The organism is Cupriavidus taiwanensis LMG 19424 (assembly GCF_000069785.1).
GTDB classification, from domain to species: domain Bacteria; phylum Pseudomonadota; class Gammaproteobacteria; order Burkholderiales; family Burkholderiaceae; genus Cupriavidus; species Cupriavidus taiwanensis.
In genome coordinates this window covers 1,420,933-1,437,684 of record NC_010530.1, presented here as the reverse complement: position 1 = coordinate 1,437,684, position 16,752 = coordinate 1,420,933, and the positions used below count along the sequence as shown (strand labels likewise).

Genomic DNA, 16,752 nt, shown 5'->3' with positions numbered 1-16,752 from the left:
GAATGGGTTGGGCGGCATGCCGGCATGTGACGGCGCGTCCGGTCCTGATCGTGAGGTAAGGATACGCCTGCTTGCGCCTGGCTGGCACCCATACGGAACGCCAGATGCAGCGTGGGCGCCCTCGTGCGGGGCGGCGGACCGAAGCGTCAGACGCTTCCGTGCCGGGAATCAGAATGTACGGATTGTCTGGGCAGGGTGGCTCCATAGAATGGGCGCATGTGGTTTTTCAGGTCTACCTCCTCCTGCGCCGATGACACCGCCCGATGATCGCCAGTCGCAGCGCGAAGCCATGCCGTGCAGCATGTGCTGCCAGATGGCAGGTGCCTGCCCGGAGCGCGCAGCCGGCCGGGCGGGACAGGGAGCAGGACAGGGCGCGGCAGGCGCCAGACCGGCGCAACGCATGGTCCGCCTGCGCAAGGGCGAATTCCTGTACCTGCTGGGGGACCCGGTGACTTCGGTCTATGCCATTCGCGTCGGCACCATCAAGACCCATGTCACCACCGAAGACGGGCGCACACAGGTGGTTGCCTTCCACTTTCCCGGCGACATGGTCGGACTGGACAGCCTGGTGCGCCCGCACTATGCGTCGTATGCCACCGCGCTCGAAGATACCAAGCTGTGCCTGTTCACCGTGGACACGCCGTACCTCGGCCCGGCCATGCCCGCGCCGCTCGGCAGGCAACTGCTGCTGGCGCTGGACGGCCAGCTGCAGCGCGCGCGGGCGGTACAGACCATGCTGGCGCTGATGACTGCCGAAGAGCGGCTGGTGACCTTCCTGCTGTGGCTCGCGGACGGCTTCGCGCTGCGCGGCTTTTCGTCGTCCGCCTTTGTCCTGCGCATGAGCCGCGAAGAAATCGGCAGCTATATCGGCCTGACGCTGGAAACGGTCAGCCGGCAGTTCTCGCGGCTCGCGGAAAGCGGATGGATCACGGTTCGGCACCGCACCATCACGCTGGTCGACAAGGCTGCGCTGCGCGCCATCGCCGCGCGCCCGATGATTCTCGCCCACGCGCCCGTGCCACGATTGCCCCGCTCGCGCGGCGAATCCGCGCAAGCGGAAGACTGAGATGGAACAGCCCACCCCAGCCGGAGCAGGTGCCCCGGACACGCACCAGGAGGCGGACCCGGACAGCCTTCGGCAGATCGAGGCGCTGAACCTGTCCTACCTGCTGCTGGTACAGCGGCTGATGCGCGAAAACGAGGCCGAGGCGCTGTTCCGGCTCGGCCTCGGCCGCGAGGTGGGCCGCCTGCTGGCCTCGCTGACGCCGCCGCAGGTCGTCGCGCTGGCACGTTCCAGCCTGGTGCTGTACCGCTTCCGGCTGGACGACAGCCTGCTGGTGGCCTCGCTGACCGGGGCCGGACCGCCGCGCGCCTTGCAAGGCATGCATGCCGCCATCGTGATGGCATCGCGGCGGGATTGAGACATGACTTCTGAAATCGGAGGATATATGACGGGCAATGCGACGACGCATATCGATCTGAAGCGGATAACCATGGCCGCGGATCACCGCGGCGGGTGGCTGACCGAGGTCGACCGCACCGAAATCGCCGGCACGCTGCAGATGCAGGACATCGTCCAGGCTCTCGGCGCCGAGGCCGCCGAGCAGCGTTGCATCGAAGCCGGCCTGGAAACGCTGGCCATGGCGGGGCATCCGCCGGTGCGGGCGGTGGTTTCCGTGGGCGACGGCCGGCAGCCGGCGCTCGACTTCTATGTCGACGCCGACACGCGGGCGTGCTGCGCCCTCGACCGCACCTTGCAGCAGGCCATCGCCTGCCGCTTCACCAGCGTGCTGCCGCCCGGACTGGCGGTGTCGGTGCTGCCGCTGGCGGTCTATGCGCGCGAATGCAGCGGACCAGACCACGTGCCCGAGGCGCAGGCGTGGAGCGCCTGCGCGTGTGAGTTGCTGTCCGGCGGCGAGATGCACCAGCGGCTGGCTGTCGTATGCGCCTGGCTGTCGGTGCTGCATGACGCCCGCGGCCTTGCCGAGCGGCTCGGCTACCTGCAGCAGACCCTGCTGGAGCAGGGCTGCGAGGCGCTGTCCTGGCGCCTGCGGCGGCACCGCAGCGTCGAGGGACGCGCGCTGGCGCAAGCGCTTGAAGGGCTGTCGCGTGCCGCCGACGGGGCACTGTATGAGTTCGGCACGCGCTACAGCCGCGAGCGGGCGAGCTACCAGATCGAACAGATGCGGCAGGTGCACGACCAGATCGCGCGCTTTCGGGACAGTTGCCGGCTGGCCCCGTCCTGGCCCGACCCGCGTCCCGTCCCCCGGCACGCGGCCACTACGGCGGACTGAGGCAAGCCAGGTCAGATGCCGGCCATGCAGGTGTACTTGATGACCAGGTAGTCGTCGATGCCGTAATGCGAGCCCTCGCGGCCCACGCCCGATTGCTTGACGCCGCCGAAGGGCGCCACCTCGTTCGAGATCAGGCCCGTGTTGACGCCGACCATGCCGTACTCCAGCCGTTCCGATACGCGCCAGACCCGGCCCAGGTCGCGCGCATAGAAGTAGCTGGCCAGGCCGAACTCGGTGTCGTTGGCCATGGCGACCACGTCGTCCTCGGTATCGAAGCGGAACAGTGGCGCCAGCGGGCCGAAGGTTTCCTCGCGCGCGACCAGCATGCCGGGCGCGACATCCGCCAGCACGGTCGGCTGGAAGAAGGAATGGCCGAGCGCGTGGCGCTGGCCGCCCTGCAGCAGGCGGGCACCCTTGCCGAGGGCATCGGCGATATGCTCCTCCACCTTGGCCACGGCCTTGTCGTCGATCAGCGGGCCGATGCGCACGCCGTCCTCCATGCCGTTACCCACCTTCAGCGCCGCCACCGCGGCCACCAGCTTCTGCGCAAACGCCTCATACACGCCGGACTGCACGTAGATGCGGTTGGCGCAGACGCAGGTCTGCCCGGCGTTGCGGTACTTTGAGACGATCGCGCCTTCCACGGCGGCGTCGAGGTCGGCATCGTCGAACACGATAAAGGGCGCATTGCCGCCCAGTTCCATCGACACCTTCTTGATGGTGGCGGCGGTCTGCGCCATCAGCACGCGCCCGACTTCGGTCGAGCCGGTGAAGGTCAGCTTGCGTACCAGCGGATTGCTGCTCATCTCGCCGCCGATCGCGCTGGCCGACCCGGTCACCACCGACAGCACGCCGGCCGGAATACCGGCGCGCTCGGCCAGGGCCACCAGCGCCAGCGCCGTCAGTGGCGTCTGCGAGGCGGGTTTGAGCACCATGGTGCAGCCTACCGCCAGCGCCGGGCCAGCCTTGCGCGTGATCATGGCGGCGGGGAAATTCCACGGCGTGATCGCGGCGCAGACCCCGACCGGTTCCTTGGTCACGACGATGCGCTGGTTGCTGACCGGGGCGGGAATGGTATCGCCATAGACCCGCTTGCCTTCCTCGGCAAACCACTCGATGAACGAGGCCGCGTAGGCGATCTCGCCGCGCGCCTCGGTGATCGGCTTGCCTTGCTCCGCCGTCATGATGCGGGCCAGGTCTTCCTGGTTCGCCAGGATCAGTTCGAACCATTTGCGCAGCAGCGCCGAGCGGTCCTTGGCGGTGCGCGCGCGCCACGCCGGCAGGGCGCGGTTGGCGGCCTCGATGGCCTGGCGGGTTTCCGCGGCACCCAGTTGCGGCACCTGGCCGACGCGCTCGCCGGTGGCGGGGTTGGTCACGTCGATGTTGCGCTCGCCATCGATCCAGCGGCCGTCGATCAAGCACTGCTGCCGCAGCAGCGAGGAATCCTGGAGGTTCAGCATGGTTGTCTCGGTGTATGCCGGCATTGGCGCCGGGTCTTGTCGTCAAGGCGGAGACAACGATTGTAATCCTGCTATCTGGGGGTGGTCCCGGAAGGCGTCCTGGCGGGCGGCGCCTCGATGCCCCAGTCGCCGCACTCGAGCCAGTCGTCGCCAAGCAGTTCGACGGGATGCTGGGTGCGGCTGGAGCCGTTGCCGCAGCGCATGGCATCGACGGGACAGTACTTGTCGCAGCCCCAGCAAATGCGCTCGGGATGGCTGGGGTAGAGGGGAAATTTCTTGGCCATGATGGGCCATTATGTGGACGCCCCCGGTATTCGGTCTTGCGCAGGGTCAAGGCGGCATCAGCAGCGCTGTAGCGCCGGGGTCAGCGCCAGCCTTCAGCGTCCAGGCGCGTCCAGCGGTCGGCCGCGTCGCCGTCGTCGGACGCCAGCAGCAGGGTCTCGCCGCAGTGGCCACAGCGGTACACGAACGCATTCTGGCCGCTGGCGGTGCGCAGCGTCGCCGATATCGCGAGTCGCGGATGTGGCGGCACGTGGCCGGGGCGGTCCAGTTGCGACTCGCACAGGTCGCATAGAGACATGGTGGTTTTCCTCCGCGCGAACCGCTGCGCCCGATATTGCTGTGGTGCAGCATTCGCTGTTTCAGTATAGCGGCGCAGGTCCGCGGCGACAGGTGCGCGAACGCACGCTACTCGCCAAGGAACTCGGCCACCACTTCCATGCCTTCGATGTGATCTGCAACCACCTTGGCGATGGTGATCAGGGGAATCGCGAGCAACATGCCCCAGACGCCCCATAGCCAGGTGAACAACAGCAGCGCGACGAACACCGCCACGGCATTCATCCGCGCCATGCGGCCGGTCATCCACGTGGTGATGACGGACCCGATCAGGGTGGCGATCAGCAGCGAACCGCCGGCGGCCGCGGCGGCCATGCCAAGCGTGCCGAATTGCATGAATGTCACCATGCCCAGGCATAGCGCGATGGCCAGGGCGCCGAAATATGGCACCAGGTGCAGCGCCGCCGCCGCGATCGACCAGCTGCCGGCGTTGTCGACGCCAAGCCATTTCAGCAGCACCCAGGTGCAGACGCCGAGGCCGGCGTTGGTCACCACCAGCATTCCCATATAGCGGCGGATGGAGAGGTTGACCTCGTCCAGCATGTGCACGCTGATCTTCTTCTCCGAGATGGTGGTGCCGACCATCTTGATGAACTTGCGCTTGAAGGTGTCGCCCGCCAGCATCAGGAAATACAGCAGGAACACCACCACCACCGCCTGCGCGGCCATGGTGAAAACGCTGACCGAGCCGGCCAGCAGCATGTTGTTGATGTGGCCCGACGACTGCTCCACCACCACCTGGGTGCCGCGCGCCGGCGGCGGCTGGCCGGTGCCGCTGAGCACCGTGGCGGCGCGGCGTATCTTCTGCCACATCGAGTCGTCGCCGCTGAGCAGCGCGCCCAGCGAACGCGACAGTTTGCTGGCCATTTCCGGCAGGCTGTTCACCATCGATTCGACCTGGCCCTGCAGCAGGTAGGCGCCGCTGAGCAGGGCGCTCAGCAGCGCCAGCAGCACGATGGTGCTGGCCAGCGAGCGCGCCAGCCCCAGCCGCTGCAGCGCGCACACCAGCGGGTCGAGCAGATAGGCCATCACCACCGCGATCACCACCGGCACCAGGAAATCGCGCGCCACGTGCATGGCGTACAGCGAGAACAGCACCGCCAGCACCATCAGCGCGGTGCTGGCGCGATGCAGCGCGCCGGCGACGGCGGCATCGGTCAGCAGCGCGGGCGCGGACGGCTCGGCGCTGGCGCCCGCGGGGCGGCCATCGTCTGCGAGTTGCGGGACGGGCTGCGCTGGAGGCAGCCCCGGGGCGGTGGGATCGGGAACGGTCGACATAGCCGGGCGCTTCGGCAAAAGGCCTGGCGCTACCCTCGAAGATAGCGTGCCTGCAGGCGTTGGCTGTCGGACGCCGCCGCCTGCCCGTGTCAGACAAGTGCGGGCAGTGCCGCCGCATGCGCCGTGCAAAGGACACCGCCCGGCCGCCAGGGGCTGGCAGCCGGGCGGTGCGTGGCCGGGCCGGAGCCGCCTCAGCCTGTCACGGTCTTGGTTTCAAGGAACTCGGCGATGCCTTCGGGGCCGTACTCGCGGCCGTTGCCGGATGTCTTGTAGCCGCCGAACGGCGCGGTGATATCCATCATCGCGCCGTTGATGCGCACGTTGCCGGCGCGCAGCCGCGCAGCCAGCCTGCGCGCACGCGCCGGATCCGACGATGCGATATAGGCGGCCAGGCCGAAGTCGGTGTCGTTGGCGATCGCCACGGCATCGTCTTCGCTGTCATACGGCAACAGGCACAGCACCGGACCGAAGATCTCCTCGCGGGCGATGGTCATGTCGTTGCGCACATCGGCAAAAACGGTGGGGCGGGCATAGAAGCCGCGCGCCAGGCCGTCAGGGCGGCCAGCGCCGCCGGCGGCCAGGCGCGCGCCTTCCTCGATGCCGACGCCGATCAGGCGCTGCACCTTGTCATACTGGCCGCGGTTGGAAATCGGGCCCATCCTGGTTTCGGGGTCCGACGGATCGCCCACCTTCACCGCATTGGCCGCCGCGGCGGCAACCTGCACCGCTTCCTCGTAGCGGGCGCGCGGCACCAGCACGCGCGTGGGCGCCACGCAGGTCTGGCCGGAATTGACCATGCACTGCGCCACCCCGCTGGTCACGACGGCCTGCAGGTCGGCGTCGTCCAGCACGATCAGCGGCGACTTGCCGCCCAGTTCCTGCGCCACGCGCTTGACCGTCGGGGCGGCGCTGATGGCCACTTCCACGCCGGCGCGGGTCGAGCCGGTGATCGACACCATGTCGACATCGCGATGCGACGACAGGGCGCTGCCGACCACGCGGCCCTCGCCAAAGATCATGTTGAACACGCCCGGCGGCGTGCCGGCGGCATCCATGATCTCCGCAAAGATCTGCGCGTCCAGCGGCGCGATCTCCGACGGCTTGAGCACCACGGTGCAGCCTGCCGCGAGCGCCGGCGCGACCTTGGCCGCGATCTGGTTCAGCGGCCAGTTCCACGGCGTGATCAGCGCGGCCACGCCGATGGCCTCGCGCAGCACCTGGCTCTTGCCGCGCGGGCTTTCGAAGGCGAAGTCGCGCAGGGCCTGCAGCGTGGCCTGCAGCTGCGCCAGGCCGATGGCGGCCTGGAGGTTGGTGGCCAGCGTGATCGGCGCGCCGATTTCCTGGCGCACCGCCTGTGCCAGGTCGGCCACGCGCGCCTGGTAGGCGGCGATGATGCGCTCGAGCAGCGCGATCCGGGTTTCGCGGGTGGACACCGACCACGCCGGGAAGGCCTCGCGTGCCGCGGACACGGCGCGGTCCACGTCCGCGGCGGCGCCCATGGCGAGCCTGCCCGCCACCCCTTCGGTAGCCGGGTCGATGATGTCGGCCTGGGTGGCGCCCTCCACGGGCTGCACCCATTTGCCGTGGATATAGAACCTGTCGACGATATGCATGCCGGTTGCCTCGATGGATTGTCGTGCGGTCAGAACGGACGGTCGCCGATGATGGTGGCGCGGTTCATGTGGCGCACCGCGGGGAAGTAGTCCTGCACGGCGTAATGCTGGGTGGAGCGGTTGTCCCACAGTGCGATCGTGTCGGGCTGCCAGCGCAGCCGCACCTGGTACTCGGGGGCGGCGGCCTGGCGGTACAGGTACTGCATCAGGTCCAGTTCCGCCGGCCGGAAGTCGGAGCCGAAGCGATACGGCTGTTCCTTGGCGAAGTTGGCGAAGTGCGTGGTGAAAGCCTCGTTGACGAACAGGATCTTCTCGCCGGTTTCGGGATGGGTGCGTACCACCGGATGCACCATGGGCGGATACTTGGCGCGCATCTCAGCGTACTTCTCTTCGCTCAGGGCGGCGCCGAACGCCGGCATGGCGTCGTGCACGGCCTTCAGGCTGGCGATGCGGTCTTTCATCTCCTGCGGCAGGTTCTCGTAGGCCGCGGCCATGTTGATCCAGATGGTGTCGCCGCCCACCTCCGGGCATTCCAGGCAGCGCAGCATCGAACCCATCGACGGGATCTCGCGCCAGGACACATCGGAGTGGTACAGGTTCTCACGGCCGCGGGTCTTGTCATTGCGTCCGAACACGACCAGTTCCGGGTGCTCCGGATGGTTGGTGAACATGGGGTGGACTTCCAGCTCGCCGAAGCGCCGCGCCACGGCGACGTGCTGCGCCGGCGTGATGGCCTGCTTGCGGAAAAACAGGACCTTGTACTTCAGCAGCGCGCGGCGCAGCGAGAGATAGGTGTCGTGGTCGAACGCCTCGCGGAAATCGATGCCCTCGACTTCGGCGCCGATGGTCGGCGTGCAGCGGCGCACGGTGAAGGGAAAGGGTTCCTGCTCCAGCTCCCGGTAGATTTGCGGGCTGATGCTGGCGGGTGCGGTGGCTTGCATGGTTGTCTCCTTTGGTGTGATCTTGCCAATGCAGGGTGTCAGCGGAGCGCGGCCTTGATCAGATCCGCGGCCTTTTCGCCGATCATGATGGCCGGCGCATTGGTGTTGCCGCCGACCAGGGTCGGCATGATGGAGGCGTCGGCGACGCGCAGGCCCTGCATGCCGCGCACGCGCAGTTCCGGGTCGACCACGGCCATGTCGTCGACGCCCATCTTGCAGGTGCCGACCGGGTGGTAGACGGTATCGGCATGGTTGCGCACAAAGTCCTGGATCGCGGCCTCGTTGCTGCTGTCGGGGCCGAAGGCGTCGGTCAGGACCTCGCGCCCGCCATGGCGGGCCAGCGCCGGCTGGGCAAAGATGCGGCGGATCGCCCGCACTCCCTCGACCATGCCGGCCATGTCTTCCTCGGCCGACAGAAAGCGCGGATCGATCAGCGGCGCCTCGCGCGTGTCGGCGCTGCGCAGGCGCACGTGTCCGCGGCTCTTCGGGCGCAGCACGCAGGCATGGCAGGAGTAGCCGTGGCCGAGATTGCCCAGGTTGCGGTTGCCGAGCAGCGCCACCGCGAAGTGCAGCTGCACGTCGGGAATGTCCAGCTCGGGGCGGGTGCGCAGAAAGGCGCCGGCTTCGGCGATATTCGATGTCACCATGCCGGTGCGCGTGCGCCGGTAGCGCAACACTTCGCGCGCCAGCCGCAGCATGCCGCGGCCGGTCTTGCCGAACAGCTCGGTGGTCTGCAGCTGCTTGTTGACGATGATGTCGAGGTGGTCCTGCAGGTTCTCGCCCACGCCCGGCAGTTCGTGGACCACGCCGACGCCGACCTCGCGCAGGTGCGCGGCCGGGCCGATGCCGGAGGCAAGCAGCAATTGCGGCGAGTTGAAGGCACCGGCGCTGACCACGATTTCGCGCCGGGCGCGCAACACCTGCACCGTACCGCCACGGACCACCTCAACGCCGGCCGCGCGCTTGCCCTCGAACAGGATGCGCAGCGCATGCGTATCCGTCATCACCGCCAGCCCGCGGCGGCCGCCGTTCAGCGCGGCGTCGGCCGCGTTGCCGCTGTGCAGGTAGGCACGCGCCGCGTTCCAGCGTTCGCCGTTGCGTTGTGTCACCTGGTACAGGCCCGCGCCTTCCTGGGTGGGGCCGTTGAAGTCATCGTTGCGCGGCAGCCCGGCCTGCATCGCGGCCTCGACGAAGCGCTGCGCGAACGGATTGGGCGAGCGCAGGTCGCTGACGTGCAGCGGACCGTCGTGGCCATGCAGCGGGTCCTGCCTGGCGCCGAGGCGTGGGTTGCGCTCGCTGCGGCGAAAGTAGGGCAGCACGTCGTCAAAGCCCCAGCCGCGGCAACCCAGCGCGGCCCAGTCGTCATAGTCGCGCCGGTGGCCGCGGATGTACACCATGCCGTTGATCGAGGAGCTGCCGCCCAGGCCGCGCCCGCGCGGCTGGTAAGAGCGGCGGCCGTTCAACCCGGCCTGCGGCTCGGTGTAGTAGGCGTAGTTGCGCGGCCCGGCCTTGGGCACCACGGCGGCGATGCCTACCGGTGCCCAGACCGCGTAGTGATGGTCATGCGGGCCGGCTTCGAGCAGCGCCACGGTAGCGCCGGTGTCCTCGGCCAGGCGTGCGGCCACGGCGCATCCCGCCGACCCCGCGCCGATGACGATGTAGTCGAACTCCGCCGACGCGCTGGCGGTGTGGTGATCCCTGGTATCCAATTGGATTGTCTCCTGAGTTGCGCATGCGGTGGGTGCGAGGGGCAGAGCGCTGGTGACGACGGATACTGCGACGACGGATACTGCCATTACCTGTTATAACAGGTCAATAGATTTCGATGTCAGCTGTTATGACAGGTATAATTCGGCCCATTCAGTCTGGAGCCGCCCGCCGGGCGGATGACATGTGGCGCTGCCCAGGTTCAAAGAGATAGAAAGCGAGATTCGCCAGCGGATCGCCAGCAATGCATGGGGGCCGGGCGCCAAGCTGCCGTCCGAGGCCGAACTGATGGCCGAATTCGGCGTCAGCCGCATCACCGTGCGGCAGGCCCTGTCCGGCCTGCACAACGCCGGCCTCATCGAGAAAGTGAATGGCAAGGGAAGTTTCGTCACGCGGCCGGCCGACACCCCCAGCCTTGGCGCGCTGACCGGCTTCTATGAGACCGGGCGTGCCCGGGGCCAGCTGGCCTATGGCAAGCTCGCGTCGGTGCGCCTGTTGCGGGCGCCGCCCCACGTGGCGTCAGCGCTGAGCCTGCAGCCCGGCGAGAAGGTGTTGAGCGTGGCCACGGTGCGCTACTGGGACGATGTCGCGGTCGCCTATTTCAACCTGATGGGCCCTGAGCCGCTGATGCGGCGCCTGGTGCAGGAAGATGTCGAGACCAACGATGCCATGGCGCTGTTCGAAAGCCGGCTGGGGTATCGCTTTCGCGACGTGGCGATGGAGGCCAATGCCGTCCCGGCGCCTGCCGACGTGGCGCGCAAGCTTGGTATCGCCGAAGGGCAGCCGCTGTTGCGCCTGCGCTGCACGCCCTACGATATCGAAGGCACGCCGCTGTTTTGCGCTGAACTGCTGTTTCGCCCGGACCGCTATGCCCACAAGTGGAAGCTGACGCGCTAACCGGCTGGCGCGACGCGCTGCCGCGACAGCGAGCGCCGCAGCGGCGCCCTGGTCCGCTTGCCCATTGGGTACCCGCACGGTAACTTTTACCGCCGGCGCGTACTTCTTACTGCGGCCAAGGCACACTGGGGCGCCGCGCCCGCTTTACCGCAACGCTGCGCCTCCGCCTCCGACCTCTGGTACGTCAGTTGCGTCTGCTCCAGCGCAGCGGCGCCAACGGCGCCCCGCCGGCAGGCTGCGCCATGCAGAAAGCCTTGCCGCCACCCTGCCAGATGGAGGAAAACATGAAAACAGCACTACGCATCGGCACAGCCTTGCTCGCCCTTGGTGTCCTGGCGGGTTGCACCGCCGCCGGCAGCACCAGCGGCTCGGGCTCGCTATCCGGTTCGGGTTCGGTGTCGGAACAGAACCGCAGCCGCACCATGCCTGGGTCCGGCACCTCCACCGGCACCTCCGGTGCGACCAGTACCACCAGCCCGAGCGGCACTTCGGGCAGTGGTGCCGCCTCCGGCAGCGGCACCGCCCGCTGACCATGGCGCAGCCGCCTGCCGCACATGGCGGCTGCGTGTCCCTGGGATGATCGCTAGCGATCGCGGCCGGTATTGACGCGCTCGTCGCGCCTGGCCGGGACGATGCCCTCGTCGGCCAGCCGTTGCTGCAGGTCGTTGTTGGGTACGTGCTTGAAATCCTTGCCGATTTCCCGGGTGACCACATCCGTCACCGCAGGGGGCAGGGTCTTGCGCAACAGTCCCAGGAAGCGCGGCGCCGCAATCAGCGCGAGTTCGTCGAAGCGCTGCTTGTTGCGCGCGTCACCAAGGTAGTCTGCAACGCGGCGGGCAAACAGTTGCGCTTCCTGGTGCAGTTCATCCTCGCCCGCCGACGACGTGACCGTCGACGGTCCCACCTGGTGCGCGCCGGGATGTCCGGCATCGCCTTGCGCCGCGGCCTGGCCTCGGCGGCCGTAGGCGTCGCGGCGCAGGTCGGCGCGGTCGGCATGCGCGGCCGCGTCGGTGATTTCCTCGATGACTTCCAGCGGGGCGCTGTCGCCGTGCGAGGCAAAAATCCGGGCGACGGACTCGTCCGCCACCATGATCCAGATGTTCTTCATGATCGCTCCGGTTGCCGGCCCGAACAGAGGGCCCACCAGCCCCCGTTGCAAGGGATACGCCATCCGTGCCGCGGCGGGGTGCGGCCCTCAAGGTTGGGGGGCGCGCCGCCTGGCATGCCGCGCGCATCACGCGGTTGCAGTATCGACAGGCAAACCGTGCAACTTTTTCAGGCGGCCTGCGCTGCCCGCGACAGGGGCCTGAGACGCGGCGATCCGGTTACCAGACGCCGAAAAACACGCCGGCCTGCTTGTACACATTGGTCTTGGCCGCGACCTCTTCGTGGGTCACGGTCACACGCGGCTTGAGCGTGCAGAACCAGTCCAGCAGGCGCAGCCGCATGGCGCTGCGCACGGTCTCGTGGCCAGGGTCGGCGCCAAGGTCGAAGTACTCCTGAGGGTCGTTGTCCAGGTCGAACAGCTGCGGCCGGAAGCCCTGCCAGTGCACGTACTTCCAGCGCGCGTCGCGCACCATCCAGGCGCGGCATTCGCCGGGATGGCGGCCCAGCGCGACACGCGCGCCGCGATAGGCATAGTCCAGCTCCGAGACCACGGCATCGCGCCAGGCGCCAGCACTGTCGCGCGCGGCGGGGCGCGTCAGGTCGAGCAGCGAGCGGCCTTCGACGCGGTGGTCGGCGGGCGGCAGCCCCAGCGCATCCAGCACCGTCGGAACCACGTCGACCGCGCTGACCAGGCTGTCTTGCGCGGTGCCGCGGGTGGCATTGGCCTGCGGAGAAGGGTCGTAGACGATCAAGGGGATGTTCTGCACGGTGTCGTAGAACTGCTCCTTCTCGCCCAGCCAATGATCGCCCAGGAAGTCGCCGTGGTCGGCCGTGAAGACGATCAGCGTGTCGTCCCAGCGGCCCAGCCGGTCCAGCTGTTCCCACAGCAGCCCCAGCCGGTCGTCGATCTGCTGGATCAGGCCCTGGTACGCAGGGCGCACGGTGTCGGAGACCTCGGCACGCATGAAGTTGGCGCACTCCTCCTGCGTGCGATAGGCCGACAGCACCGGGTGCGGGTCTTCCAGTTCTGCGTCGTGGCGCTGCAGCGGCAGGCAGTCGTCCAGCGAATAGGCGGCGTGGTACGGCGCGGGAGCGAGATAGGGCCAGTGCGGCTTGACCAGCGACAGGTGCAGCACCCACGGCTCGTCGCCGCGCGCGGCGATGTACTGCATCGCCTGCCCGACGGTATAGGCGGTTTCGGAATGCGGCTCGGCTACGCGCGCGGGCAGGCCGGCATTGCGCATGTGCCAGCCCGAGACGACCTCGCCACGCGCGTTCTCCGCACTGATGACGTAGTCGGTCCACGGGTCGGCGCTGTCGTAGCCTTGCCGGCGCAGCCAGTCGGCATAGGCGCTGCGCGGCTCGGCGTGATGGCCGTCATGGCGGTCCACTTCCGTAAAGTGGCCGCTGCGCAGCAGCGTCTCGAGCTCGGTGCCGCCGTCCAGGTGCAGCCGCTTCAGGTTGGCGTTGTCGGGCATCACATGGGTCTTGCCCGCCAGCGCCAGCGCGCGGCCGCTGTCCTTCAGGTATTCGCCCAGCGTGATTTCGCCGACCGACAGCGGCACGCGGTTCCAGGTGGCGCCGTGGCTGCTGACGTAGCGTCCGGTATAGAAGCTCATGCGGCTGGGGCCGCAGACGCCGGAGGTGACATAGGCGCGGTCGAAGCGCACGCCGCGCGCGGCCAGGGCATCGATATTGCGCGTGCGCAGCGTCGGGTGCCCGTAGCAACCAAGATGGTCGCGCCGCAGCTGGTCGCACATGATGAAGAGGGTATTGCGGATCGTCATGGGTCGGTAAGGTTGCGGAGAGCCACCCGGCGGCATCAGGCGCCGGCATCAGGCGCCGGCATCAGCATCAGTCACCGGTATAGCCCGATGCCTTGACCACTGGCGCCCACCTGGCCGCGTCAGCCTTCAGCACCCCGGCGAAGGCATCGGCGGGGCCGGTGGCCGGTTCCAGCCCCAGCTTCAGGAATTTGTCGCGCACGTCGGACGACTGCACCGCCTTGACGATGGCGGCGTTGAGCCGGTCAAGCGCGGCACGCGGCGTGCCGGCCGGGGCAAGCACGCCATAGCGGCCTTCGCCCTCGATGCCCTTGTAGCCCAATTCCGTGAACGTCGGCACGTCCGGCAGCGCCACCGAGCGGTGCGTGCCGGAGGTCGCCAGCACGCGGATCTTGCCGGCGCGGTGCATCTCGGTCAGGTCGGCCAGCGTGTCGACCGAGGCGGGCACCTGCCCGCCGACCAGTGCGCTCATCAGCGGCGCGGAGCCGTTGAACGGCACGTGCAGCATGTCGACGCCGACCTGCTTGCCGATCATCAGCCCGAAGAAATGCGGAATGCTGCCGAGCGCGGGAGACGCATAGGAGTTGTTCTGCGCACCGGCCTTGAGCCATGCCACGTAATCCTTCAGCGTGCGCGCCGGGCTGCCCGGGCCGGTGGCCAGGGCAAGCTGGAAGTTGGCGGCCTGCGCCACCGGGGTGAAATCGCGCTGGATGTCGTAGTTGAGCTTGCGGTAGACCAATGGCGCGATCGTCATGACCGCCGAGTTGGCCACCACCAGCGTATTGCCATCGGCCGGCTGCGTGCGCGCGTAGTCCATCACCAGGCGACCGCCTGCGCCGGGCTTGTTTTCGATCACCACGGTCTGGTTCAGCGTCTCGCGCAGCTTGTCGCCCACCAGGCGTGCGGCCAGGTCGGCGGTGCCGCCGGCGGGATAGCCGACCAGGATGCGCAGCGGCCGGTCTGACTGGGCGCTGGCCGGCGCGGACCAGGCTGCCGCGACCGCCAGCAGGCAGACGGCAAGGCGGGGAAGGAAATGGCGGGGGCTCACGGTGTCTCCTGTCTGTTGTGCGCCGGCGGCCGGCATGGACAGGAAGCTAACACCCGTCGATATAATTGACAAAGTCAACTAAATCGTGGGTGTGGCATGGCACACGACAAGGGCGGGAGCCGCCTGCAGCGGCCGCAGCGGCTGGCCGATTTCATCAATTACCGGGTCTATCACCTGAACCGCGTCGCGCTGGGCGCGGCCGCGCTGCACTTGCGCGCGCGGGCGGGCGTGACGCGGCGCGAATGGCGCATGATTTCCTTCCTGGGCGAGCAGCCGGGCACGAGGCTGACCGAACTGGCGGAGAGTGCCGGCCTGGACAAGGTGCTGGCCAGCCGCGCGGTCCACGCCCTGGTGGAACGCGGCCTGGTGCGTCGGGAAACACGCGCGCAGGACCGGCGCGCGGCGGCCTTTACGCTGACCGAGGAGGGCGAAGCCGTTTACCGCGCCGCCTTTGCACGGGCGCGTGAGTTCAACACGCAGCTGGCTGCCTGCCTGACCGCAGAAGAGGCGCGGATACTGTCGCGCTGCCTGGACAAGCTGCAGGCCAGGGCCGGCGCCATGCTCGCCGAGGCCCAGGCGCTGCCGCAGCCGCCGGGCGAGGCGCCGGCATGGGCGCTGCAGCAGGTGTGGCTCGCGGACAAGGGATAGGGCGCGCGCCTGCGGCGCGATGTCACGCAGCCACGGAGCCGGCGTCGAGGACGTACATCTGCCGATCGCCGTCATGGATCGAATCGATGCAGATCTGCCTGCCATCGCGGCTCCAGCGCGGATGCAGGTCGCACCGGTTCTCCTTTTTCAGGTCAGGACTGGTGTAGAACGTGCCGATGTCGAAGCGCATGCCGCGTTCGACATCATAGAGAAACAGTACGCGCTCGCTGGTCTGTGCGTCCGGATAGGTGTCGCTGAGCAGCCATTGCGGATGGGTGCGCGAGAACGTCATGTGGCCGTTCTCCGTCAGCACGCCCGCGCCGATCACCGTTACCTCGCCGCCGGCCCGGTCTTCGTACAGGTGGTAATGGATGCTGCCGTCATGCGGGCCCCAGACGATGATGTGGGTGTCGTCCTTCCACAAGGGATGCGAGATCTGGTATTCCGACTTCTCGTAATCGAAGGTGCCCACCGCATCGGGATCGAAGTGTCCGGCCAGTTGCGGCAATGGATGGTCGGAGCACTCCAGCAGCCGCATGTCCGTGCCATCCGGATTGACGGTGATCAGCCGATGCAGGAAGCAGGTCTCGTCCTCCACGCGTTCGGTCCAGCGGTGCAGGAACAGCACGCGCGAAGACGATGGGTTGATCTCGATGTGGCTGACCCAGTGGATCGCCTTGTCCATCGAAGGCACGGGATGGAAGTTCCGCAGATCCTGGTAGCTGACGATCAGGCGCGACTGCCCGGTCGCGATCTCCATCGCATGGATGCCGTCGTGCGCGGGCGCCAGATCGAGCGACGGCCTGGCGCGCAGCGAGCTGTCATCGCTGTAGCCGATGGTCTGGTGGGTTACGTAGAGCCGGCGGTAGTCGACACACAACGCATAGCGGCTGTCCGGCGCGACCACGTAGACCGGCATGGGCAGGTAGCGCAGCGCGCCGTTCTCGACGTCGCAGATGGCAGCGCCCAGTCCGGGATAGAAAGCCGATTCGTCATCGGTGCGGCAGTTGTAGATAAGCTGCCGGCCGGGCGCACCGTCGAGCCATTGCAGCTGAGCCCCCATCTGCCAGTTCCATGCCCGGGTCTCGCCCACGGTGCGGAAGCGATCGCCATCGCGGGTGTCGAAGTAGCCGATCTGCGCGACCAGGTCTGGCGTGAGGTCGGCATCGGCCATCGGGACCCGGTGCGCGAGCACGTAGCGGTCGCTACGGTCCCACGGGCTCTTGTTGTAGTAGCCGAAGAAGTGATGGTACTTCCCGTCGCCGAGGCGGCGGCAGGGCAGGGGCAGTCGTTGGATGGCCGGGTTTTGCATGGACTGGCGCGAGGTTGACAAGGGATATGGCCGTTGCGGTGGCGG

At 68.1% G+C, this 16,752-nt stretch carries 17 protein-coding genes; 6 read left to right on the top strand and 11 right to left on the bottom strand.

The window, feature by feature from the left end; genetic code table 11:
- Nucleotides 1–400 precede the first annotated feature (400 nt).
- The 3 genes from RALTA_RS22085 (at nucleotide 401) to RALTA_RS22075 (ending at nucleotide 2,294) form a co-directional block, all read left to right on the top strand.
- Complete coding sequence (locus RALTA_RS22085; RefSeq protein WP_240991195.1) at nucleotides 401–1,066, top strand: helix-turn-helix domain-containing protein; 666 nt, start codon at nucleotides 401–403, stop codon at nucleotides 1,064–1,066.
- 1 nt (nucleotide 1,067) lies between these two features.
- Nucleotides 1,068–1,421 (top strand): flagellar transcriptional regulator FlhD, encoded by a 354-nt coding sequence (flhD, locus tag RALTA_RS22080; RefSeq protein ID WP_012356158.1) that lies wholly within the window; start codon nucleotides 1,068–1,070, stop codon nucleotides 1,419–1,421.
- Nucleotides 1,422–1,493: 72 nt separating this feature from the next.
- The gene (locus RALTA_RS22075; RefSeq protein ID WP_232347892.1) at nucleotides 1,494–2,294 is read left to right on the top strand and encodes a hypothetical protein; all 801 of its coding nucleotides are present in this window, start codon (nucleotides 1,494–1,496) and stop codon (nucleotides 2,292–2,294) included.
- Nucleotides 2,295–2,305: 11 nt separating this feature from the next.
- On the opposite strand, the gene gabD is transcribed toward RALTA_RS22075, so the two are convergent.
- The 7 genes from gabD to RALTA_RS22045 form a co-directional block, all read right to left on the bottom strand.
- Entirely contained in the window at nucleotides 2,306–3,754 is a 1,449-nt protein-coding gene (gene gabD / locus RALTA_RS22070; protein ID WP_025585053.1) for an NADP-dependent succinate-semialdehyde dehydrogenase, read from the bottom strand.
- 71 nt (nucleotides 3,755–3,825) lie between these two features.
- Entirely contained in the window at nucleotides 3,826–4,038 is a 213-nt protein-coding gene (locus RALTA_RS29195) for a DUF3079 domain-containing protein (RefSeq protein ID WP_012356155.1), read from the bottom strand.
- Nucleotides 4,039–4,118: 80 nt separating this feature from the next.
- Nucleotides 4,119–4,334, bottom strand: a complete 216-nt coding sequence (locus RALTA_RS22065; protein WP_012356154.1) for a hypothetical protein — start codon at nucleotides 4,332–4,334, stop codon at nucleotides 4,119–4,121.
- Nucleotides 4,335–4,441: 107 nt separating this feature from the next.
- Nucleotides 4,442–5,650 carry an AI-2E family transporter gene (locus RALTA_RS22060; RefSeq protein WP_012356153.1) on the bottom strand — a complete coding sequence of 403 codons (1,209 nt, stop codon included), beginning with the start codon at nucleotides 5,648–5,650 and terminating at the stop codon, nucleotides 4,442–4,444.
- Between the two features lie 191 nt (nucleotides 5,651–5,841).
- Entirely contained in the window at nucleotides 5,842–7,263 is a 1,422-nt protein-coding gene (locus tag RALTA_RS22055; protein ID WP_012356152.1) for an aldehyde dehydrogenase family protein, read from the bottom strand.
- Between the two features lie 29 nt (nucleotides 7,264–7,292).
- Nucleotides 7,293–8,204, bottom strand: coding sequence for a TauD/TfdA dioxygenase family protein (locus RALTA_RS22050; RefSeq protein ID WP_012356151.1), 912 nt, complete (start codon nucleotides 8,202–8,204; stop codon nucleotides 7,293–7,295).
- A gap of 38 nt (nucleotides 8,205–8,242) precedes the next feature.
- Complete coding sequence (locus tag RALTA_RS22045) at nucleotides 8,243–9,913, bottom strand: GMC family oxidoreductase (protein ID WP_012356150.1); 1,671 nt, start codon at nucleotides 9,911–9,913, stop codon at nucleotides 8,243–8,245.
- 184 nt (nucleotides 9,914–10,097) lie between these two features.
- On the opposite strand from RALTA_RS22045, the gene RALTA_RS22040 reads away from it, so the two are divergent.
- Nucleotides 10,098–10,808 carry a GntR family transcriptional regulator gene (locus RALTA_RS22040; protein WP_012356149.1) on the top strand — a complete coding sequence of 237 codons (711 nt, stop codon included), beginning with the start codon at nucleotides 10,098–10,100 and terminating at the stop codon, nucleotides 10,806–10,808.
- Between the two features lie 284 nt (nucleotides 10,809–11,092).
- A complete protein-coding gene (locus tag RALTA_RS30410) occupies nucleotides 11,093–11,338 on the top strand; it encodes a hypothetical protein (RefSeq protein ID WP_155892720.1) in 246 nt (81 codons plus the stop codon).
- Between the two features lie 53 nt (nucleotides 11,339–11,391).
- Here the strand turns inward: RALTA_RS30410 and RALTA_RS22030 are convergent, their stop codons facing one another.
- The 3 genes from RALTA_RS22030 to RALTA_RS22020 all read right to left on the bottom strand — a co-directional run bounded on the left by RALTA_RS22030 (nucleotide 11,392) and on the right by RALTA_RS22020 (nucleotide 14,747).
- Nucleotides 11,392–11,916 carry a host attachment protein gene (locus RALTA_RS22030; protein ID WP_012356147.1) on the bottom strand — a complete coding sequence of 175 codons (525 nt, stop codon included), beginning with the start codon at nucleotides 11,914–11,916 and terminating at the stop codon, nucleotides 11,392–11,394.
- A 217-nt stretch (nucleotides 11,917–12,133) separates the two neighbouring features.
- A complete protein-coding gene (locus tag RALTA_RS22025; RefSeq protein WP_012356146.1) occupies nucleotides 12,134–13,702 on the bottom strand; it encodes a sulfatase-like hydrolase/transferase in 1,569 nt (522 codons plus the stop codon).
- 67 nt (nucleotides 13,703–13,769) lie between these two features.
- Entirely contained in the window at nucleotides 13,770–14,747 is a 978-nt protein-coding gene (locus RALTA_RS22020) for a Bug family tripartite tricarboxylate transporter substrate binding protein (RefSeq protein ID WP_012356145.1), read from the bottom strand.
- Between the two features lie 96 nt (nucleotides 14,748–14,843).
- Here RALTA_RS22020 and RALTA_RS22015 point away from each other — a divergent pair, with 96 nt between their 5' ends.
- Nucleotides 14,844–15,395, top strand: coding sequence for a MarR family winged helix-turn-helix transcriptional regulator (locus RALTA_RS22015; protein WP_012356144.1), 552 nt, complete (start codon nucleotides 14,844–14,846; stop codon nucleotides 15,393–15,395).
- Nucleotides 15,396–15,417: 22 nt separating this feature from the next.
- Here the strand turns inward: RALTA_RS22015 and RALTA_RS22010 are convergent, their stop codons facing one another.
- Entirely contained in the window at nucleotides 15,418–16,707 is a 1,290-nt protein-coding gene (locus RALTA_RS22010) for a TolB-like translocation protein (protein ID WP_012356143.1), read from the bottom strand.
- Between the last annotated feature and the right edge of the window lie 45 nt (nucleotides 16,708–16,752).